Below are 21329 nucleotides of genomic sequence, written 5' to 3'. Positions count from 1 at the left end.
TATCAATTACGCACTTGATTTAGCTAAACACTTCATCTTATCATGTTTGAGGTTGAAATTAAGATGCGTTTACCCTGGCAGGAGTGCCGAGTGTGATTGTTTCTTTATGGGCGGTTCCTGATGCGCCGACATCGGAATTGATGCAGTCGTTTTATCAAAATTTGCAAAATAATCCCGACAAAGCACAGGCCTTGCGGCAAGCAATGTTAGCCACAATGAAAACTCATCCCCAGCCGCGAAATTGGGCGGCATTTACTTTAATTGGGGAGGCAGAGTAAGTTTTTATTAATAGTGGATTGGATATCGATATTTTTATCGCGATCGGGGACTGCTGTTTAACTATTAAATCCCGATCCCCCCTAGCCCCCCTTAAGAAGGGGGGGACAAGAAGTTGTCAAAGTTCCCCGACCTAAGAAGGGGGAACAAGAACATTCAAAGTCAACCCCTACTCCCCAACAACCAGGGGTATTTAGGGGGGTCTAGACTTCGCCTAAAAGCGACATTTATATCTCTAGGACTTACGCATGGGGCCCAGAAACCGGGTTTTTTCGAGAAGACGCGTTGTGACCCGCAGATTCGGTAAAAAACCCGGTTTCTTTGGTCTGAGTGCGTAAATCCTGTCTGAAAGATGACTGATGAGTTATATTCTTCAGTCCTCTTTGAGAGGACTTGCACTATGAGACAGGGAATTCATTCCCTGGCGGACTGTGGAATGAATCTTTATTCGCGATCGCGCTTCAATCTCAAAACCGATGGCAGTGAACCATCTACTCTGCATATTCACATACTTTGCACTTTCCCGCAATCTATTTTGCACCTCATACTTAATCAAGTCTGTGGGTAGAACGAATGATTTTCCCATCTGGGTTGCTTAAAATTTAAGTCAACTGTCAACTGTCAACTTACTGCGTAACTTTATGAATGCAGAATCAGCTACAAACATTCTAGATAACCTGGTACAGAAAAAGAGAGGCGAACCATTGAACGGCTTACAGCGAGCAATTATTCAAGGAGTGTTAGATGGTTTGACATACCAAGAAATCAAGAATAATTATGCGATCGCGCGGAACTATGAAATATGCTACTTAGCGCGATACGTTGCTTATCATTTGTGGAAATTGCTGACAGAGGTATTGAAAGATGCAGGAATTATCGACCCGGACGAAAGAGTCCGCAACAAAAATTTGTGGGAGTCCGCGATTAGAGTGGCACAGCAAAGCGTGCAGTCGGAATCTGTACAAAAAAGTCAACCCCCCGTACCGCCAGATCCGATGCTGGACAGCAAACTGCGAATGTGTTACCGAATTACCGAACATTTGGTAAGTACCGAGTTTAGCGATACTTACAGCATATTCCATATATGTGTAGTACAGAGAAACCGGGTTTCTTGAACAGAATCAGTTTAAAGGCTAGAACTGTAAAGAAACCCGGTTTCTGAGGTGTACTTCACAAACCTGGAATATGCTGTATCTTGCGGAAGATGAAGATATGCCCGATCGCATACCGGAACTGTTAGCTCGCTTTCAGGAAGATCAATATTTCTATTTGATAGTTGAATTCATTTATATCTGAAAGAGGACTAATGAGTTATCTTCTTCAGTCCTCTTTGAGAGGACTTGCGCTATGAGACAGGGAATTAATTCCCGCTAAGGACTGTGGAATGCATCTTTGTTCGCGATCGCGCTTCAATCTCAAAACTGATGGCAGTGAACCATCTACGCTACATATTCACATAACTTGCACTTTCCCGCAATCTAGTTTGCACCTAATACTTAATCAAGTCTGTGGGTAGAACGAATGATTTTTCCATTTGGGCCGCCTAAGATTTAACTAAAGAATGAATCAAAATATCGGGGTTTTTAAATTATGTTAGACATCACAACCAATCCTAACGATCGCCTTTATTTCAATCAACAGCCAAAGGATCTCGCCCCATCAACATTTCCGGCTAACAGCGACTTGCTCAAGCCAGCGATCGATCCATTGAATATTCCTGGTTATAGTGCTGAATCTAGCTTGACTAATCCCACAGCATCCAGCTTCGACCAACAGACACAGATAGCAGATTTTATTGTAGCTAATGCAGGCGAAGGCTTCAGTTTCCCTGCGAGCGATCGAGTTACTGGCGATGTCGCCGATGATCAACTCAAACCGCAGTCAGAATCGGCGATCGCAAACGCAGATCCGCTAACAGGAATGATTTCTGCTTCCCAGTTGAATTTCGCCGATCCAGGTAACACTCTTTCGACAGCTCGTAATATTTTTGGCGTTCAGAATGGTAGCATCAGTTTAACTGATTTTGTGGGTCTAGGCGATCGGGACGATTTCTATCGATTCGATATCAACACTAAAAGCAATTTTAACCTGCGTCTAGACGGTTTGAGAGCGGATGCTGACGTAAGGTTAATTCAAGATAGAAACCGCAACGGTGTTTTTGATTTTGGGGAAACTATTGACTACTCTCTTGAGAGTGGCACCGTCCCCGATGTCATTAATGTATCCAATCTGGCTCCAGGAACATACTATGTCCAAGTTTATAGCTTCTTAGGCAGCTCTACTAATTACAACCTGAATCTTTCTGCAACCTCTATTCCTGAACTAAATATTCCCACACCTAGCGGCCCTTTTAATAGTAATTACGGCTACGGTTTGGTGAATGCAAATGCAGCAGTTTCCAGCACCTTGAACAGTTCAATTCCTTTCCCTGCTCTCCCCAATTTGGGCGGGACTAATTGGGCGCTAGATGTCATAAATGCACCGGAAGTTTGGAATCAGAACATTACAGGAAATGGGATTGTTGTAGCTGTCGTAGATACTGGTGTTGACTACACCCATCCTGACTTGGATGACAATATTTGGCGGAACTCTGGTGAAATTGCTGGAAATGGCATTGATGACGATCGCAACGGATATATTGATGATATTCGGGGTTGGGATTTTGTGGCTAGCGACAACAACCCAATGGATATGAGTTTCAACGGTCACGGGACTCACATAGCAGGTGCGATCGCGGCGGAACGAAATGATTTTGGCATCACAGGAGTTGCGCCCAATGCTAAGATTATGCCTGTCAGAGTGTTGCCCGCCTTTGGTAGGGGCTCGGTGAATAATATTGCTGCTGGAATCCGCTATGCTGCTGATAATGGAGCCAATGTAATTAACCTCAGCTTGGGAAATGAGTTTGTCCCTTCCAACGTAGTAAATAACGCAATTCAGTATGCAAATAACAAAGGCTCTGTTGTGGTGATAGCAGCCGGAAATACGGGTGACATCCAACCAGCTTATCCAGCTCGTAATGCCGATAGCTTGGGAATTGCAGTGGGCAGCATTGATGTAAGAGGCCGCATGGCTGATAGCTCTAACCGGGCGGGTTCCAGACCTTTAGATTACTTAGTTGCTCCGGGAGTAGAGATAGTTTCTACTACTCCTGATGAGGATTATGAACTCAGAACTGGTACGTCTTTTGCAACGCCACAGGTAGCGGGTGTAGCGGCTTTAGTTTTGAGTGCCAATCCGACTTTAACTCCGGCTCAAGTTGAGCACATTTTGACGACAACAGCTAATAGAAATGGGTTAACAGGATAGCATTGCAAATCCTCACTTAAGTCCAGCGGACATTAATAGAGCATATTTAGCAGACGGCTCTGGATATGAACGCTCCAAACACGCCAGGTTTTGAGGTTGGATTTGACTATGCCAGTGGATAATGGTTTGATTCAAACCGATCGCCCGATCGCTAAAATTGTCGTCTAATTCAGATTTGAGTCCTCATCCCGGCGGCGAGATTGGGGAGGCAGAGTAAACTTCTAGGAAGGTCGATCGCCTGTGGCAGATTGAGGCGATCGCACGAGGACGGCAGAAAGAGCGATCGGGCTAATTCTCTAAATTCCAACTCTAGAATTCTATGCTGTATTCCCCATTTAAGCGGCTCAAATCAACCCACTCTAGGCTCACTAATGTTTTTCTAGGTTCCATTTCCCTGTTCCTGCTTGCCACTATCCCCCTATTAACTACTCCTGACTCTCTCTCCCCAGCGATCGCTCAGGCGATCGATGCTCGTCAACTAGAGGCCGATCGGCTCTTGCAGCAGGGGATTCAACAGTATCAAACTAGACAATTCGCAGCAGCGCTGAATTCCTGGCAGCAGGCACTGCAAATTTATCGCACCCTCAAAAACCGCCCAGGGGAAGTTAGGGCACTGACGAATTTCGGAACCATTTACAACTCTCTAAGTAACTATTACAACTCTGTGGGCAACTATGCTAAAGCCATTGAGTATGCACAGCAGAGTTTAGCCATCGCCCGCGAAATTAAAGACCGCCTAGGGGAGGGTAGGGCACTGGGCAATCTGGAAGCTGCTTACAACTCTCTGGGCAACCATATTAAAGCCATTGAGTACATACAGCAGAGTTTAGCAATCGTCCGCGAAATTAAACACCGCCAAGGGGAAGGTGTGGCACTGGGCAATTTGGGAGGTGCTTACCTCTATCTGAGCAACTATGCCAAAGCCATTGAGTATTCACAGCAGAGTTTAGCGATCGCCCGCGAAATGAAAGACCGCGAAGGGGAAGGCGTGGCACTGGTCCATTTGGGACGTGCTTACATCTATCTGGGTAACTATACCCAAGCCATTGAGTATACACAGCAGAGTTTAGCAATTGCCCGCGAAATGAAAGACCGCGAAGGGGAAGGCGTGGCACTGGTCCATTTGGCAGTCGCTTACAACCATTTGGACAACTCGGCCAAAGCCATTGAGTATTCACAGCAGAGTTTAGCGATCGCCCGCGAAATTAAAAACCGCTCTGGGGAGGGTACAGCACTAGGCAATTTGGGAAGTGCTTACCATTCTCTGGGCAACTATGCCAAAGCCGTTGAGTATAAACTGCAGCGCTTAGCGATCGCCCGCGAAACTAAAGACCGCCGCAGTGAGGGTGTGGCACTTGGCAATTTGGGAGCCGTTTACATAGATATGGGCAACCCTGCCAAAGCCATTGAGTATGCACAGCAACAGTTAGCGATCACCCGCGAAATTAAAGACCGCTACGGGGAGGGTGCGGTACTGGGCACTTTGGGAGGTGCTTACATCTATCTGGGTAATTATGCCAAAGCCATTGAGTATGCCCAGCAGAGCTTAGCGATCGCCCGCGAAATTAAAAACCGCTCTGGGGAGGGTGCAGCACTGAGCAATTTGGGAATCACTTACCTCTATCTGGGCAACTATGCTCAAGCCATTGAGTATACGCAGCAGGGTTTAGCCATCGCCCGCGAAATTAAAGACCGCGGAGGGGAAGGTACGGCGCTCAACAACTTGGGAGCCGCGTTCTTGAGAGCTGGCAACCTCACAGAAGCTGAGAAAATTCTCGTCAATGGGATTCAAGTTTGGGAATCGATGCGTCAAATGCTCGGTTCCAACGACGCGAATAAAGTCTCCATCTTTGAAGAACAAGCTCGCACTTATCGGGCTTTGCAACGAGTCCGGGTGGCTCAGAATAACCCCAATGCCGCCTTAGAAATTGCCGAACGGGGACGTGCCCGTGCCTTTGTCGATCTCCTGACAGAGCGCTTATCAACTGGTGATGCCAATTCGCTCATTGCCACTGCTCCCGATCAAGAGCAAATCCGCCAAATCGCCAAAGCACAGAACGCCACTTTGGTGCAGTATTCCATCATCTATGAGGACTTTCAGAATCAGGGCAAACAAATTGTAGGGCGAGAATCCGCCCTCTATATCTGGGTGATTCAACCCACGGGCGAAATTGCGTTTCGCGAAGTCGATCTCAAACCCCTCTGGCAAAAACACAACGCCTCTCTAGCCAGCTTAATTATTGGCAATCAAGAATTCCTGGCTGTTCGCAGTCGCAGCAGCACTGGTTTTGCCCAACCCCAACCCGATTTACCGACACTGCATCAACTGCTGATCGATCCAATTCAAACACTTCTGCCCAAAGACCCCAATGCCCATGTCATTTTCATTCCCCAACGTTCCCTGTTCCAAGTGCCTTTCCCCGCCCTCCAAGATGCAAACGGCACTTACTTAATCGAAAAACACACGATTCTCACCGCCCCCTCGATTCAAGTATTAGATTTAACCCGACAGCAACGGCAAAAGTTAGTACAGAAGCAATCCAACAGTGGCAGGGCTCTAGTCTTGGGCAATCCCACGATGCCGAGTGTGTCTCTCTCTGTGGGAGAACCCAAACAGCAATTGTCTCCTCTACCTGGGGCTGAAGCTGAAGCTAGAGCGATCGCGCCTCTGCTCAATACTCAAGCGATCTTAGGCGCACAAGGGACAAAAGCCCAGATCGTCCAAAAAATGCCTCAAGCATCGATTATTCACTTAGCAACGCATGGATTGCTGGATGATGTGCGCGGATTGGGAAGTGCGATCGCTATGGCTCCTTCTGGTAGCGATGACGGCTTATTGACCGCAGAAGAGATTTTCGACATGAAACTGCAAGCAAGCTTAGTCGTTTTGAGTGCCTGCAACACTGGAGAAGGCAGAATTACCGGGGATGGGGTGATTGGCTTGTCGCGCGCTTTGATTTCGGCCGGAGTGCCGAGTGTGATTGTTTCTTTATGGGCGGTTCCTGATGCGCCGACATCGGAATTGATGCAGTCGTTTTACCAAAACTTGCAAAATAATCCCGACAAAGCACAGGCACTTCGGCAAGCAATGTTAACTACGATGAAAACTCATCCCCAGCCGCGAAATTGGGCGGCATTTACTTTGATTGGGGAGGCAGAGTAAGGACGATCGCGACAAGCAGATTACAGAGTACGATCGGGGATACAAACCCTTATCGCGAAACAGGCGGCTGCAAAATTTCATCCTCTGGAACTATTTTTGCTGACTCCAAAACCTCCTCTAAAACCGGAGAAGGAATCGGCACTTCCTCAACTACCTGATGCTTTTCCAAAGTCAAGCGAGACTGCGACGCACCAGACAATCTTTTCAACAATTTCGGTGTCGGATCGTACAGCAAATAAATAATTCGATCGCCCGCTTGCCAAATCTGAGTTGCCGACACTACTTGCAAGTATCCCTGCCTTTCCAGCAGCAGCGGCGCTAACTCCCCGGCTTTAACTAAAGCTTGTAAGTGAGCAATCTGAAACTGCAATCCCTCTGTTTTTAACTCAGTTTCCCCCAATTTCACTTCGCCGTCGCTCAAATATTCGTTCCAATCCTTCAGCGACAAATCGGAGACAAAAGCTTGATTGATTTTACTCTGATTAGCAGGCGTATTTGCTTGCGGATCTTTGGGGAATATTGCCAAAACCCTTGGGGGTGCAAACTCTTCAGCAGCTCGCTGAGCTAACACTAAGTTTACCTCGCCGTTGTTAGTCATTGCCAAAAAAGTTCCCATCGAATCCAGTCCGGCTTCTTCTAACACGCTGTGATCCAGAGCACTGCTCAAAAACACCCGCAAACCTTCTCGTTCTGCTTGTGCACAAGCTTCCGGGTTCGTGTCGATAATTGCCACCGATTCTCCGCGTTCTTGAAACAAGCGAGCAATTAATCTGCTCAAAGGATTTGACCCCACAATTGCAGCACCGGTTGCCGATTTTGAGGTAATTCCCAAAAGTTGAGCCATCCGTCCGGCTGTTAGTCCCTGGACGAAAACTGTCATAATAATTGTTAGGAAAACTAAGGCTTTAATCGAGTCGCCGCCGTTGATTCCCCGCTGGGTGAGCAAAATTGCAAATAAAGATGCGATCGACGCTGAGACAATTCCCCTCGGCGCTACCCAACAAACAAATAATTTCTGCCGCCAATTCAGTCCGCTGTTCCAAGTACACAGCCAAACGTTGATCGGGCGCACTACCCACATTAAAGCTAAAACTGTAAACAAACTTCCCCAACCGAGGGCGACCACACTAGCGAGGGATAAATCGGCCGCCAGCAGCACGAACAGCATGGAAATAGCCAGGACTGTGAGTTGCCCTTTAAACCTCCTCAGCAGCCTTTCTTCTGGCACAGCAGCGGCTCTGAGGACGATGCCGGATACCACTGTTGCCATCAGTCCCGATTCGCTGCGGATTTCTTCTGCTAAGCCGAAAAATCCCCACAAACCAGCTAATACTACTAAGTTTTTGAGGTCTTCTGAGAGAAATTGCGATCGCTTGAGAATGAATCCCAGCAGCCAACCTCCCGCAACTCCGACGAGTGCGCCAACGAAGAGTCGCACGATTAAATCTCGGAACAAAACCAGCAAATCAGCATTGCCGTTTAAAATAATATTCAGCACCAATACTGCCAGAATTGCCCCGACAGGATCGATTAAAACGCCTTCTGCTTCTAGCAAGGCGGCAACTTTTTTGTCAACGGATACTTGTTTGAGCAAAGGGCCGATTACTGTCGGGCCTGTGACGACTACTAGAGAAGCATACAAAAATGCGATCGGCCAGGGAAATTCTCCCAACCAGTGTGCGGCCATTCCGCCGCCTATGAGCGTAATTAAAGTGCCTACGGTAACTAAATTGCGGATGCTGCCGGAAAGTTTGCCTAAATCTCGCAATTCCAAATTCAAGCCGCCTTCAAACAGAATTAAAGCTACGCAAAGGGATACCATAACTTCCAAACCGCTTCCCAGCAGATTCGGGTGCAGCACTCCCAAGCAGTCTGGGCCGGCTAAAATGCCAAACAACAGCAAAAAGACGATCGCCGGAACTTTCAGATAAGCGGCGATAACTTGAGCGCTGATGCCACAGATGACGGTCATGACCATCAACTGGGTGATGTTAAAGGGGATTTCCATAGATATAATTGTTACAGGCTGCCCGCTCAGTTTTAAATGTTCGATCGCGGGTAATTTGAGTGCAGGCGCTATTTTCGGCGCAGCTTACAAACTCGGCACGGCCCTGGATTTTTCCCAATAAGATTAAAAAACCTTGATAGTCGCTATAACTTTATCAGATAATTCTCTTGGCGTCAAAGATGCGAGTAAGCTGTAGCTAAGCTGTTGCGGCATTTAAAGGGTATGTCAAAAAAAATTAAAGTCTTGTGGGGAGTAGGGGCCCTAGCGTCCCGCCCGCCCTGAATATACAATTTAAATGCGCGACAGCTTAAGCCAGAGATTGTCTGTTATGTTCGAGACTCCGATGCCGATGGGGATGCGGGCACAGAGGGAGAGGATTTGACGAATTTTGATGGGGAGTCAATCGATTTTAGATTTTAGATTTTAGATTTTAGAATTGAAGTATTGACCCCACGGATAAATTCGGGGGGCAAGTTTCATCGGATAAGCTGTTGCGGCATTTAAATGGTATGTCAAAAATTTTTAAAGTCTTGTGGGGAGTAGGGGCCCTAGCGTCCCGCCCGCCCTCAATCTACAATTTAAATGCGCGACAGCTTACAGGTTTTTTATTTCACCGGTCCTGAGTCTGCTTTCGGAATAAATCCGGGGGCTTGTATCCTGGATGCTTTCGGTCAATCTCCAATTAAAAAGCTCACATCTCAAATCGATCGCCCCCAGACTCATCTTTAGAGTAGAGTTTCCATCTAAAAAACTCTAAAATCCCAAGATTCATCTGTAGAGTAAATCTAAAATCTATAATCTAATCTATCGTTCCCACACTCATCTTTAGAGTAGAGTTCCCATCTAAAATTTTACATCACAAGATTCATCTTTAGACTCAATCTAAAATCTATAATCGACTCGCATTCTGCCACCTGCGAAAAAACTCCGATAGAATGGCCGGCGAAATTCGCCCTTCCAGCCAATCTAAAGCCTGGTTTTGCTGGGGTGCGGCCCGATAAAATTTGCACGCATCTATCAGCCGAATCGGAGAATTAGTGACAGTTGATTGAGCTCGCCATTTTTGTGCAAACTCGTTAATAATAGCCGGAGAAAGTTGTTTTTGCAGCCAATCTAAAGCTTGGTCTTGTTGTGCTAAACCGCGATAAAATTTTCCCACATCTATCAATCGCAAATTACTATCTTGAGGTAAGGTAGTCGCCCGCCATTTTTGAGCAAATTCCCCTAAAACAGAGGTAGAAACTTGACTTTGCAGCCAAATTAAGGCAGTATCTTGACTAGCCTTAGCTTGATAAGACGAGAATACCTGAGTCAGGCGCACGTCTGAGATGGGAGTGGGAGTCGGAGCAGGAGTCGGCTGCGGGACGGGTGTCGGCGCTGGAGGAGGGACAATTACTTTGGGAGATTTTCGCATCAAAGCGGCCCAGGTTTTGAGGCTGGCAATACCGTCTGGATTGAGACCTTGAGATTTCTGAAATGAGATGAGCGCCGCTGTGGTGGTAGCTCCAAATTTACCGTCCATCGCGCCTTGATAGAAACCTTTAATTCTTAATTCCCTTTGGATGTCTGCAACTTTATAACTTACGGTGCCTTCTCGGACGCTTTCATAAATATTGGTGTCTACATTGCCCGATACGCCCGACACGCTGCCGCTGTCGCTGTATTGCCAAAAAGTCCAAGTTTTCCAGCCGCCGGGAACCCAAGGTTCTTCAGCAGTGGTATAGTGAGCAATCCACAGTGGATAATCGGCAAACCGTTTTGTCCCCAAGTTGTCCCAGAAACCGGGGTACGTGTAGATAATCGGCCGCATCAAGGTGGCTTTTTCGACTGCTTCTAGCCAAATTGCGGCTCGATCGCACAATTGAGTCGCAGTCAAACCGCCTGTAGTTTCGATATCCAAGACTGGTGGCAAATCCCCCGGTTCGAGTTTTACAGTTTTCAAGAACAAATCTATTTGTCCTTGAATGCTGCTTGCAGGTTGAAAAAAGTGGTAAGCACCGCGTTGAATCCCCGCCGCTTTCATCGCCGCCCAATTGCGAGCGAAAGTTTGGGCAACGAACGTTGCACCTTCGGTCGATTTGACAAAACTGAAGGTGATACCATCCCGGGCAACTGCTGGCCAATTGACATTGGGCTGGTAGTCGGAAACATCTATACCGCGAATACTCATATGACGAAGAGTTGAGAAAAGCTGGTTTGCTCTGAAGCAGCGACTCGATTAAGGGTACATTAAAATTGTAATGCTAAGTCGCTAATTGTTTTTTTACAGGGGAGATGGTGCGAATGAACTTCGATCGAATAGAGCCCGGCCCTGGTCAAGAGTCTGTTTGGGATTACCCGCGTCCCCCTCGGCTTGAGGAATCGACCAAACACGTACAGATAATTTTTAATGGAGTGACGATCGCCGACACGCGCCGTCCTCAGCGGGTATTGGAGACAAGCCACCCTCCTGCCTACTATATCTGCCCCGATGACATCAAAATGGAATATTTGCACAAAACTTTACGAGGTTCTTGGTGCGAGTGGAAGGGACAAGCCGGTTATTACACTGTGACGGTAGAGTCGAAAGAAGTAGTAAATGCTGCTTGGTTTTATCCCAATCCTAATCAGGTTTTTGCAGCTATTAAAGATTATGTGGCTTTTTATCCGAGCAAGATGGATGCCTGTTATGTGGACGGGGAATTAGTGCAATCTCAACCAGGGGATTTTTACGGCGGCTGGATTACCAAAGATATTGTCGGCCCGTTTAAGGGAGGGCCGGGAACTTGGGGGTGGTGAGGGAGTTTTGAGTTTTGAGTTTTGAGTTTTCAGTTTTCAGTTTTCAGTTGAGAACAGCGACAGAAACCACGTCTTTTTATTTAAACATCGTTACAGCTTTGACCCAGGTTTAAATAAAAACCAGGTTTCTTGAGTGTGCGATCGCCTTGAATGAGTTAAGGAATGGCTCTGAAATCTTTTTCTTACGACGCAAAAAGCCAACAGTAAAAAAATGAATAATAATTAATTCAATAGCTTTCTAATTGAGTGAGGATGAATCAATGTAATGCAATGCAGGCAAGGCAGAAGCTAACGCAGCAGCTTATCCCTTGAAATAAACAGTGTAGTCAAGAATACAGTGACTGTTCATAAATAAATGTTAGTATAAGTTAATATCTGACACTAGCTTTGTTGCTTCTTTATTATTTATTTATTCGGATCTGTGCTGTGTCTGTTGAATTTATTGAGCCGTCCAACTCGCCAGAAAAATCACCCAAAAATTTATCTTTAGAGTCTACTCTTAAGGATCTGGCTCTATTCAATTTTCAGGTTGACTCCTCATATCTAGCCAAAGAAGTAGCCCGGTTTTTTCAATCTCACCCGCTGCTTCCGGGAGTTATCTTAACCGTAAATGGAGAATTTTTAGGGATGATATCGCGTCGGCGATTTATGGAACGCATGAGCCGCCCTTACGGAGTAGATATATTTGCTTGCAGACCGATTATAGCCTTGTATCAAATAGCTCAAACCGATAGTTTGATTTTACCAGGAGTAGCCTTAATTGTCATGGCAGCTCAGCGATCCGTGCAGCGACCGCCGGAACTGCTTTACGAGCCGATTGTTGTGCAGTTAGAACCTCAAGTTTACCGACTTTTAGACGTGCATCAACTCTGGGTAGCTTTATCCCAAATTCACCAAGAAGCTACTTGGTCTATGAGCGAACTTTATTACAATTTATCAGTCACGCAATCCGAGCTAGAAGCAGCTAATTCTCAATTAAAAGCAGCTAATTCAGAATTGTATCGCCTTGCTAACTTAGATGGCTTAACTCAGATTGCCAACCGCCACTGTTTTAACGAATACTTACAAAAAGAATGGCAAGAATTGGGAGAAGCTGCGGCAGAAATATCTTTGATTTTATGCGATGTTGACTTTTTTAAGAAATACAACGATACTTACGGGCATCAGGCGGGAGATGCTTGTTTGCAACAGGTAGCCAAAACTATTGTTGAGGCTGTACATTACTCAGCAGGCGCAGTTTCGGGGGAGACTCTGGTGGCTCGTTACGGAGGTGAAGAATTTGCGGTAATTTTACCCCGCACTTCGTCTGAAATAGCTGTTTGGATTGCAGAGCGAATTCGAGTTTGCGTCAAAGAACTAGAAATCGAACACCTTAATTCAGCGGTGTGTTCTTTCGTGACGCTGAGTTTGGGGGTAGCGAGCACGTTTCCTGTGTCCGAAACTTCTCAGGAAAACCTACTTGCAGCGGCAGACCGCGCGCTTTATCATGCTAAAGACCTAGGGCGCGATCGAGTAATTTTAGATTTTAGATTTTAGATTTTAGATTGGAAAAAGCGATCCAGGGATTTATCCGTGGGCTGGTTTAATGGTTTCCATCACAGATTGTCTGGCAAATCTCCGATCGACCTCCCGATGCTAGCCAGCAATTTCTCCAAAGCTTTCATCTGCTTGACGGTGAACGTCGGCACATTCTTCCCCAACTCCCAACGGCTGATGGTTTGCGACGAAACGCCAAGCTCTCGCGCCAAATCTTCCTGACTCATCTCCAGTTCTTCCCTGAGCTTCTTTAAGTGCGACTCTTCATCTTCAGGTCGCGGAACGGGCTTTTTCGGCATAACTTTGATCGCACATTTTTTCTATAAGATGCTTAAGCATCTTGACTAAACAATAAATTGATTAGACAATATGTTTAATAGCCAGTCCAGAACCGTGGAAAGTACAAGGACTGGCTCTAATACCCCTTTGGAAAGGAGCATGAATCGATTATGCCTTACAAACAGCGTCTGAATTCCTGGATTATTGTTCGCTTGCTTCCCAATTTACAAAGAAGCGTTGTGGGTCGGTTTCGTAGTTGGTCGGATGCAGACGGTCAGATCCGCATTTTGCGACAGTTGTTGCCGGAAGCTCGCCTAATAGTCGTGTTCGATCCGGGCGATCGCTCGTAAATTAGTTTTGAGTTTGGAAGCGATCGCGCAACAGTACGGCGAATAGCTGGGGAGGTGCGATCGCTCCTTTCCAGCAATCTTTGCGATAAAATGTGGAAAAGTATTTAGCTGTGACGCATTTTTAAGCTATGGATCTCGCTGGTACTCTTGCAGAAATTATTAGTTTGAGCGTTAATGACAGAATTCGCTTAGTACAAGCGATATGGGACAGCATAAGCGCAGATCCCGAACATCTTGAATTAACTGAATCTCAAAGGATAGAGCTATCTCGCCGCCTGCTAGACCACGAAACAAACCCCAGTGCGGTTATTTCTTGGCAACAAGTGAAAGCTAGAACAATGGCGAGGTTGCAACAGTGAGCCTTTCTATTGTCCTGCGTCCGGCTGCACAAGAAGAGTTTGATGAGGCTGTTGATTGGTACGAGCAACAAAGTGCAGGACTTGGAGTAGAGTTTCTCAATCGTATAGAAGAAGCACTCGATCGAATTAGCGTGACCCCAGAAGCCTACCCAACTATTTTCCAAGAAATGAGGCGCATAGTTGTGCGACAGTTTCCCTACTTAATTTTCTACCGTGTTGAACCGGAGCAAATTGTAGTTATCGGGATATTTCACAGCAAGCGAGAGCCGAAAACTTGGCAGTCACGAGTCTAAGAATTTTACGGATAGGAGATATATCGCGGTATGGTGCGTCGCTATGGGATAAATACACAAGGGCGAGAATTTTCAAGGGCGACGCACCCTACGTTAACTCTACTTGAGTTGAGGAACTTTTGGCTTATGGAATTGCAGGAATGGCAAAAATTGAGCGAAGAACAAAAAAATCGCTACTCACAGGAATTAGCAGCACATCTGCCACAGTTAGTAATTTTTAAAGGTTTGCGATTTTACCCTGATGGCGGCCCCGAACTCTCTATTGCCATTTTCGAGTATGGAGGAGCTTTATTTTCTCTGATGCCAGGAGGTGAAGTCCAAATCGGATACGAAGCCTACAACTTTCGCCCGACAGACGAGCAAATCGAATCATTTCAAGATACTGCCCAGGTGTATGAGATCGATCGAGATATATACTCTTACGTCCAAAGCGTCACTACACCTCCTCGAAAGGTGACATTTTCGCCGATGCTTGTAGAAATTAAACCAACAAAAATCGGTCTTGAGGCAATTAGTTCGGAGTCACTTAAAATCCAGAATTTATTAAAAGAGTTTCCAGACAGGCAGAGGATGATATGTAACGATAGATACGGATTCGATCGTGCTGAGGATGGCTCGATTGAGGCTTGGCAAATTACGAGCAAAACGCATGAAGAACTCGCGACTGAATTGGCGACTGAAGGACTGCGCTTGCTAACTTTCGACGAATGGGAGTATGCTTGCGGTGCCGGAAGTACCACTCTATTTCGCTGGGGAGACTTAAATCCTAGCGATTGCTACCCAACTGACAAGGCAGCCGACTGGAAACTCCACTTGCAGCCCAACCTTTTCGGACTCCACATCGCTCAAAATCCTTACGATGGCGAGGTAATTAGCGACAAACATACAGTCCGAGGCGGAGACGGCGGATGCTCCATTTGCGGTGGACTTGGCTCTTTTTTTGGTTGGTTGCCACTAGCAACTGCCTACTGGGAACCCGATGCACTTGAGTGGTTGGATGAAGACATTAGCGGAAACCTCATGCGCCGCATAATTCCATTACCCTAACGCTGATTCTGGCTTTTTCTTCCCTATTCTTCCTTCGTGTCCTTCGCGTCTTCGCGGTTCAATCATACTAATTCTTCCTGCCCAAAAGTAGATATTTGCAACCGATCGTCCCAGTCTACAAAGTCTCGCACCAAGCACGTTCTGCCGTCCAGTGCCGGTCTGAAGATTCATAAATCCTCAACCCATCCAACCTGGCATTTTGCATCATCTCCTCAACTTCATCCAGCGTAAATGCTGCTTGCAGCGAATCGCTGAATAACTGTTTCTGATGCGCGTTGCAATCTCCCGCATAAAGCTTGACTAAATTATCCCTGATTTCCGGTTTTTCCGGCCGCAGCAAATCCCGCAAAAAAATTGCTCCCTGCGGCTTCAACACCCGCTTGACTTCCTGCAAAAACGGCAGCGGATCGGGCAAATGGTGGATAATGCTGTTGGAAATCACCATGTCAAAATAATTGTCAGGGTAAGGCATTGCCTTAGCATCAATTAATTCGAGACTAATTTGCGATCGCACCCCCGCCTTTTCCACATTTTGGGCCCCAACTTTCAGCATATTTGGCGACAAATCAATGCAAGTCAATTTCCATGCTGGCCGGAGTTGAGAAAGTGCGATCGGAATTCTCGCCGTACCCGTCCCCGCATCCAAAACGTTTCCAAAAACCGGCCCCAAGGCCGCAGCACTCTGAGCAAAAGCAGCATTAACCTCAGTAAAGTCCATCGAATCGTATTCGATCGCCTCTTCCAAGGAATCCATCACTTCCGGTTCCAAAACTCGCTGCATAAAATTTATCTCGTTCTCTGGAATTTCCATATAGGGATTGAGTTTCGCCTGCAAAAGCTCGACTAATTCCGGTTCCATATATTCGTAATTGTCCGGGATTTGCAGGCAAATAACTTTCTTGCCTTCGAGACTTTCGGGAAATTTGCTGCGAAGTCGATCGCCATGCTTCTTCTCCATCACAAATATCAAATCCGCCCAGCCCAGCAAACCCTCAGTTACTCTAATTCTTGCACCTTTTTCCGTTCCCGCCGATCGCACGCTGTAGCCACTAACCTTCTGGTATATCTTCTCGGCAGTCAAACTTCTCCACTTATTCTGACTGCACACAAACAATATCTTGATTTTATCCATTCAGACACAATTATAAAATTCTATGTTTATCGTGGCACGGGCGTCCCGCCTGTGCTTCCGAAGCGGTTAAAAATTTCCTTCTAATTTCCCCCGATCGCACCTTGCATACCACAAATACTGTATTTTGTCAAAAATGGCAAAATCTGCGTTACAATTCTTAAACCATCAAATGCGGATTTTGCATAAATAATTGTACTTATTACATTTGCGAATTCGTTAATTTTACGATTTTAAAAGCTTGCAGCGTCAAAAAGTAAAATTAGTCATAATGCCCCTGGATTATGAAAATCGTACCACAAGCCTCAAAACAAGTAAATAGGTAAAATAATTGAGAATGAAGTCAATAATTTTGGTCGTCTTTAGATTTTCTTAAGATTTCAGCCCTTAAAATAGATCGAACATTTAAAACTAAATCGACTTTTAGATTGTTTTTGCTTATCAAAGTAGCTGGAGTTGCCCCGAAGACCGATCGACCCTCAAGATATAGATACAGATGCTCGATCGCACAATGGCATCCCACCAAACTCGATCGAACTCTGCTAGAATTAGTAAAACGAAGTCGTTATGAGTTTAATTAAATAGCTATGACCGACGAAACCGTAGAAAACCTAGTAATTATCGGCTCAGGCCCAGCAGGCTACACAGCAGCCATCTACGCGGGGAGGGCAAACCTGAAACCCGTAGTCTTTGAAGGCTACCAAATGGGAGGCATCCCCGGCGGTCAACTGATGACCACCACAGAAGTCGAAAACTTTCCCGGCTTTCCCGAAGGCATCACCGGGCCGCAACTGATGGATCGGATGAAAGCTCAAGCAGTGCGCTGGGGTGCCGAATTATACACAGAAGATGTAATTTCGGTGGATTTGACCAAGCGTCCGTTTACAGTGCGATCAGAAGACAGAGAAATCAAAACCCACACGATAGTAATCGCTACAGGCGCGACGGCGAAACGGCTGGGGCTACCTAGCGAACACGTATTTTGGAGTCACGGCATTTCGGCCTGTGCGATTTGCGACGGCGCTACCCCAATTTTTAAAGGAGTAGACTTAGCTGTCATCGGCGCGGGCGACACCGCAGCGGAAGAATCTATTTATTTGACAAAATACGGCTCTCATGTACATATGCTGGTGCGACGCGATCGAATGCGCGCCAGCAAAGCCATGCAAGACCGAGTGCTGAGCAATCCCAAAATTACCGTGCACTGGAACACCGAAGCAGTGGATATCTTGGGAGAGCCAGGGGGCAAAATGGACGGGGTGAGAATTAGAAATATCGAGACCGGCGCCGAGAGCGATTTGCTGGTGAAAGGATTGTTTTACGCGATCGGTCACACTCCCAACACTCAACTGTTCCAAGGTCAGCTAGAACTCGACGAAGTAGGCTATATCGCCACCAAACACGGTTCGGTAGAAACCAGCGTCGAGGGAGTTTACGCCGTCGGCGACGTGCAAGACCACGAGTTTCGCCAAGCAATCACCGCAGCCGGCAGCGGCTGTATGGGTGCGATGCTGGCAGAACGTTGGCTGTCAGTTAACGGTTTAACGCAGGAATTCCATCAAACTGAGGAATCCGAGCAACCCCTAGCAGCGCCAGAAACTCCAAAAGTACGCAAAACCAGCGAGAACTTTGATATCCAAGAGACGCGCCACGAAGGAGGTTATGCTTTGCGGAAGTTGTTCCACGATAGCGATCGACTGATTGTGGTCAAATATGCCTCTCCGAGTTGTGGGCCTTGCCACAGCCTCAAGCCGATTTTGAGCAAAGTAGTAGATGAGTTCGATGGCAAAATCCACTACGTGGAAATTGACATCGAAGAAGATCCTGAAATTGCTGAAAATGCTGGCGTGATGGGTACGCCGACGATTCAGTATTTCAAAGACAAAGATTTGGTGGCTGAGCTCAAAGGAGTTAAGCCGAAAAGCCAGTACCGCGAGTTAATTGCCAGTAATTTGTAGGAATTCGATCGATTTTAGATTGGAGGTGTGCCAAGAGAGATTTTTCCTAAACTCAACTTGTGTCCCACCTGCCAAAAACCCGGTTTCTCCCCTGCGCGCCAGTCTCGTGCAGGGGAGAAACCGATTTTTTTGTAGCCCCATCGCGCGAAAAAACCCGGTTTGTCGCGAGTGTTTGGCGAATGAGAAAGAGGATTTTTGACCAGGAATTTCAAAGGTGGTACCCGCCACGTGATTTATCCGTGGAATCAATCCCAAATCGAAAATCGAAAATCCTCAAGAAAGAGCATTTATCTCGCGCAAGTCAATCGAAAATCTAAAATCTAAAATCTAAAATCGATTGACTGTTCCGGGTTTTTTCGCCTGAGTGCTACTAAAATCGAAAAGTCTTATATAGGTCGATCGTCATTATGGCTCAAAGCCGCCTCCGACTGCCGCGATTTCTCAACAGTGCCTCACCGTCAAGCCTGTCAATGAAAATGATGTGGGCAGGTTTGACAATAACTGCCGTGTTTATATTGGTAGCAACCTTGTCTCCAGCTATGCAAGCTTGGGGATGGCTGCAAAATCCTACCGAGGCTTTGAGTAACCCCATCCACGAACCGCCGTCGGCGAATTATTGGTTTGGTACTAGCCGCAGCGGCTACGATGTGTTTTCCCGCACGCTGTTTGCTTCTCGCGCGGCTTGGCAAGTGGTAATTTTAGCCACTGCTTTGAGTTTGTTTATCGGTGTGCCGCTGGGTTTGGTTAGCGGTTATTTGGGTGGCAAGCTCGATCGAGTGTTGTTATTTTTAATGGATACAATTTATACTTTGCCGGGGCTGCTACTTTCTCTGACGCTAGCATTTGTAGTGGGAAAAGGAGTTTTGAATGCTGCGATCGCCCTGAGCATTTCCTACATCCCTCAATACTACCGCGTCGTGAGGAATCACACCGTCAGCGTCAAAACCGAATTATTTGTCGAAGCCGCGCGAGCAATGGGTGCTGACACTTGGACAGTGCTTTCGCGCTACCTGTTTCTGAATGTGATTCAGAGCGTACCGGTGCTGTTTGCGCTCAACGCGGCCGATGCAATTTTAACATTAGGAGGTTTGGGATTTCTCGGATTAGGACTTCCCGAAGCAACTCCCGAATGGGGACACGACTTGCGTTTAGCTTTAGATGCGCTACCTACTGGTATTTGGTGGACAGCTTTGTTTCCCGGTTTGGCGATGACTTTAATGGTAGTGGGACTATCTTTGGTGGGGGAAGGATTAAACGAGTTTGTTAACCCTCGCCTGCGGAATCAGCAGTAATCTGTCTTGCGGTTAAATTAAGTTGGCAGTCAGGACTTTAGTGCTTATTCACAAATATAAAAAAACTGAAGTCCTGACTACAAACAGGCGCTATAAAGAGATGGTAATCTCGGCCCGATTAATTACTAAATCTTTATCTCAATCAGGTGAATTCTTTTTCGTAAACCTTCGTTCTGTTGTCAATACAGGCACGGAGCTGAAATTTTTATTGATAGCTTCCTCCCCTAAAGGTCAAGCCACATAATTTAAACCACACTAGAGGATAAAGCAAGGCTCTGTGCTTTCTGATGACACGCTGTAAATAATAACAAAATTTTGAGCATCGCACCAACGTCCTACCGTTCCATTTCTTTAAGCGCATCCTGCAGCTTATGCCTTCTCCAACAATAGCAAGCACATCGCTAACTGGGTAAATTTTCCTTCCCTGGCGGAGTTATCATCTGCAGGTAGTTGCATCAACGTCCGCTGGGGATTTTTTTCCGTCTGCTTGAAATTATCAAGACAATTCGGGAATCCTACTTAAAATTGATGGAAGGAGTTTATTGAATCTTCACACTGTCACAATGTATTTAAAGGAATCGTGAAGTTATACTTCCGGGAGATGTCGAATTGTATTGTTTGTGAGACAGTGCGATCGCGTAAGTGCGAACCGAAAGCCAAAAATTTTAGAGAAGTCCACAGCCGAGAGTTGCGCGGCGGGTTAACTCTCAGTAGAATTTATCCGGGTGGTTTTTGCCACGGACGCGACAAACTCGTGTCGAACTGCTTAAATAAGAATGTGACGTTAAGAACTTAATGTGATTTAACGTCAAAATTAAAGCCAATTTCTGAGATTTGAGCTAACTTAACAATGAAAGCCCCTGTTGCACTACTCAACCCGCAACGCTTCATAGGGGGTCAGAGTCGGTCTCTAATCCAGAGTGGCCGGCTTAAAACTAAAGCTACGAGCTTTATTCAATCGCAGATTGCGTATGATTCAATTCAGGGAAACAGGGTAATGATGGGTGTATCTACACGGATGGTATTGGTTCCAATTTGGGCAACTCAAAAATTGTCTGCTAACTGTCTGGCCAACTACGCCGCAGCCGTTCACCCAGATATACGCAGAAAACAGCGCCGTTCGATCGTGCCAAAGTTTTTGCGGGCCGTTCTCAGGATTTAGCAGAGCTGGACATGAGTTAGTATTGTCAAGCTAAGCTGACAGAGTTTTCCTAGTTCTTGACAAACAATGGAAAACAACTTCCATTTTTTGTGAGAAAGGCTACAATCGGGAAGGTCTTGGCAAGATCCGATTCTCCCCTTTTGGTGCTTCAACCCTCTGCTGTTGCATTTGAGGCAGCAGACCGACATCCAAGGTGGCGAAAATTTGCCGTGCAACTGTCATGTCTGACAACCAGAGTGAAAGCAAGGCGAATCAAAAGTTCGATACCTCAAATACAAAAGTTAGAGGGTTCCGTGCGGGAAAACTTGTACGGGTAAAAGCTCGAAGTACCGAGTAAAAAAGCCAGTATTTTTGGAAGTGCGATCGATCGCACTTCATGGTTTGCTTCTG

19 protein-coding genes and 1 pseudogene are annotated in these 21329 nt (G+C 46.3%); 14 read left to right on the top strand and 6 right to left on the bottom strand.

The window, feature by feature from the left end:
* Window positions 1-65: 65 nt before the first annotated feature.
* Window positions 66-278, top strand: a pseudogene (locus QUB51_RS17495) (CHAT domain-containing protein); the annotation flags it as partial.
* A gap of 371 nt (window positions 279-649) precedes the next feature.
* On the opposite strand, the gene QUB51_RS17490 reads toward QUB51_RS17495, so the two are convergent.
* A complete protein-coding gene (locus tag QUB51_RS17490; RefSeq protein WP_333208255.1) occupies window positions 650-862 on the bottom strand; it encodes a hypothetical protein in 213 nt (70 codons plus the stop codon).
* 55 nt (window positions 863-917) lie between these two features.
* Between QUB51_RS17490 and QUB51_RS17485 the strand changes: the two genes are divergently transcribed.
* Both QUB51_RS17485 and QUB51_RS17480 read left to right on the top strand, forming a co-directional pair.
* Window positions 918-1391, top strand: coding sequence for a hypothetical protein (locus QUB51_RS17485; RefSeq protein ID WP_333208256.1), 474 nt, complete (start codon window positions 918-920; stop codon window positions 1389-1391).
* A 475-nt stretch (window positions 1392-1866) separates the two neighbouring features.
* Window positions 1867-3585 carry a S8 family serine peptidase gene (locus QUB51_RS17480; RefSeq protein WP_333262503.1) on the top strand — a complete coding sequence of 573 codons (1719 nt, stop codon included), beginning with the start codon at window positions 1867-1869 and terminating at the stop codon, window positions 3583-3585.
* Between the two features lie 169 nt (window positions 3586-3754).
* On the opposite strand, the gene QUB51_RS17475 is transcribed toward QUB51_RS17480, so the two are convergent.
* A complete protein-coding gene (locus QUB51_RS17475; protein ID WP_333298280.1) occupies window positions 3755-3892 on the bottom strand; it encodes a hypothetical protein in 138 nt (45 codons plus the stop codon).
* 12 nt (window positions 3893-3904) lie between these two features.
* On the opposite strand from QUB51_RS17475, the gene QUB51_RS17470 reads away from it, so the two are divergent.
* On the top strand, window positions 3905-6748 hold the full coding sequence (locus QUB51_RS17470) for a CHAT domain-containing tetratricopeptide repeat protein (RefSeq protein ID WP_333262500.1): 2844 nt from the start codon (window positions 3905-3907) through the stop codon (window positions 6746-6748).
* Window positions 6749-6797: 49 nt separating this feature from the next.
* Here QUB51_RS17470 and QUB51_RS17465 read toward each other — a convergent pair whose 3' ends face one another.
* The gene (locus QUB51_RS17465; protein ID WP_333208260.1) at window positions 6798-8756 is read right to left on the bottom strand and encodes a cation:proton antiporter domain-containing protein; all 1959 of its coding nucleotides are present in this window, start codon (window positions 8754-8756) and stop codon (window positions 6798-6800) included.
* Here QUB51_RS17465 and QUB51_RS17460 point away from each other — a divergent pair.
* Window positions 8719-8877, top strand: a complete 159-nt coding sequence (locus QUB51_RS17460; protein ID WP_333054830.1) for a hypothetical protein — start codon at window positions 8719-8721, stop codon at window positions 8875-8877. The two genes, QUB51_RS17465 and QUB51_RS17460, sit on opposite strands and share 38 nt — an antisense overlap.
* A 768-nt stretch (window positions 8878-9645) precedes the next feature.
* Here QUB51_RS17460 and QUB51_RS17455 read toward each other — a convergent pair.
* On the bottom strand, window positions 9646-10926 hold the full coding sequence (locus QUB51_RS17455; RefSeq protein WP_333208261.1) for a GH25 family lysozyme: 1281 nt from the start codon (window positions 10924-10926) through the stop codon (window positions 9646-9648).
* A gap of 113 nt (window positions 10927-11039) precedes the next feature.
* Between QUB51_RS17455 and QUB51_RS17450 the strand changes: the two genes are divergently transcribed.
* Entirely contained in the window at window positions 11040-11534 is a 495-nt protein-coding gene (locus tag QUB51_RS17450; RefSeq protein WP_333203908.1) for a DUF427 domain-containing protein, read from the top strand.
* Window positions 11535-11960: 426 nt separating this feature from the next.
* Window positions 11961-13070, top strand: a complete 1110-nt coding sequence (locus QUB51_RS17445; RefSeq protein ID WP_333262497.1) for a diguanylate cyclase domain-containing protein — start codon at window positions 11961-11963, stop codon at window positions 13068-13070.
* Between the two features lie 59 nt (window positions 13071-13129).
* Here the strand turns inward: QUB51_RS17445 and QUB51_RS17440 are convergent, their stop codons facing one another.
* Window positions 13130-13369, bottom strand: a complete 240-nt coding sequence (locus QUB51_RS17440) for a helix-turn-helix transcriptional regulator (RefSeq protein WP_172186452.1) — start codon at window positions 13367-13369, stop codon at window positions 13130-13132.
* A 150-nt stretch (window positions 13370-13519) separates the two neighbouring features.
* Between QUB51_RS17440 and QUB51_RS17435 the strand changes: the two genes are divergently transcribed.
* From QUB51_RS17435 to QUB51_RS17420, 4 genes are all read left to right on the top strand, one after another.
* Window positions 13520-13699 (top strand): hypothetical protein, encoded by a 180-nt coding sequence (locus tag QUB51_RS17435; protein WP_333203912.1) that lies wholly within the window; start codon window positions 13520-13522, stop codon window positions 13697-13699.
* Between the two features lie 128 nt (window positions 13700-13827).
* The gene (locus tag QUB51_RS17430) at window positions 13828-14058 is read left to right on the top strand and encodes an addiction module protein (protein WP_333054795.1); all 231 of its coding nucleotides are present in this window, start codon (window positions 13828-13830) and stop codon (window positions 14056-14058) included.
* Entirely contained in the window at window positions 14055-14351 is a 297-nt protein-coding gene (locus tag QUB51_RS17425) for a type II toxin-antitoxin system RelE/ParE family toxin (RefSeq protein ID WP_333208263.1), read from the top strand. The genes QUB51_RS17430 and QUB51_RS17425 overlap by 4 nt, the downstream gene beginning before the upstream one ends.
* A 126-nt stretch (window positions 14352-14477) precedes the next feature.
* On the top strand, window positions 14478-15398 hold the full coding sequence (locus tag QUB51_RS17420) for a hypothetical protein (RefSeq protein ID WP_333208264.1): 921 nt from the start codon (window positions 14478-14480) through the stop codon (window positions 15396-15398).
* A gap of 115 nt (window positions 15399-15513) precedes the next feature.
* Here QUB51_RS17420 and QUB51_RS17415 read toward each other — a convergent pair whose 3' ends face one another.
* Window positions 15514-16530: a methyltransferase domain-containing protein gene (locus QUB51_RS17415; protein WP_333262493.1), complete on the bottom strand. Its 1017-nt coding sequence runs from the start codon at window positions 16528-16530 to the stop codon at window positions 15514-15516.
* 584 nt (window positions 16531-17114) lie between these two features.
* On the opposite strand from QUB51_RS17415, the gene trxB reads away from it, so the two are divergent.
* From trxB to QUB51_RS17400, 3 genes are all read left to right on the top strand, one after another.
* Window positions 17115-18485: a thioredoxin-disulfide reductase gene (gene trxB / locus QUB51_RS17410; RefSeq protein ID WP_333054800.1), complete on the top strand. Its 1371-nt coding sequence runs from the start codon at window positions 17115-17117 to the stop codon at window positions 18483-18485.
* A 407-nt stretch (window positions 18486-18892) separates the two neighbouring features.
* Complete coding sequence (locus tag QUB51_RS17405; RefSeq protein WP_333054802.1) at window positions 18893-19777, top strand: ABC transporter permease; 885 nt, start codon at window positions 18893-18895, stop codon at window positions 19775-19777.
* A gap of 997 nt (window positions 19778-20774) precedes the next feature.
* Window positions 20775-20939 carry a hypothetical protein gene (locus QUB51_RS17400; RefSeq protein WP_333054806.1) on the top strand — a complete coding sequence of 55 codons (165 nt, stop codon included), beginning with the start codon at window positions 20775-20777 and terminating at the stop codon, window positions 20937-20939.
* Window positions 20940-21329 lie beyond the last annotated feature (390 nt).

The organism is Microcoleus sp. AT8-A3 (assembly GCF_036705675.1).
GTDB lineage: Bacteria > Cyanobacteriota > Cyanobacteriia > Cyanobacteriales > Microcoleaceae > Microcoleus.
Note: the sequence above shows the minus strand (reverse complement) of the source record. Positions and strands in the feature narration are given on the sequence as shown.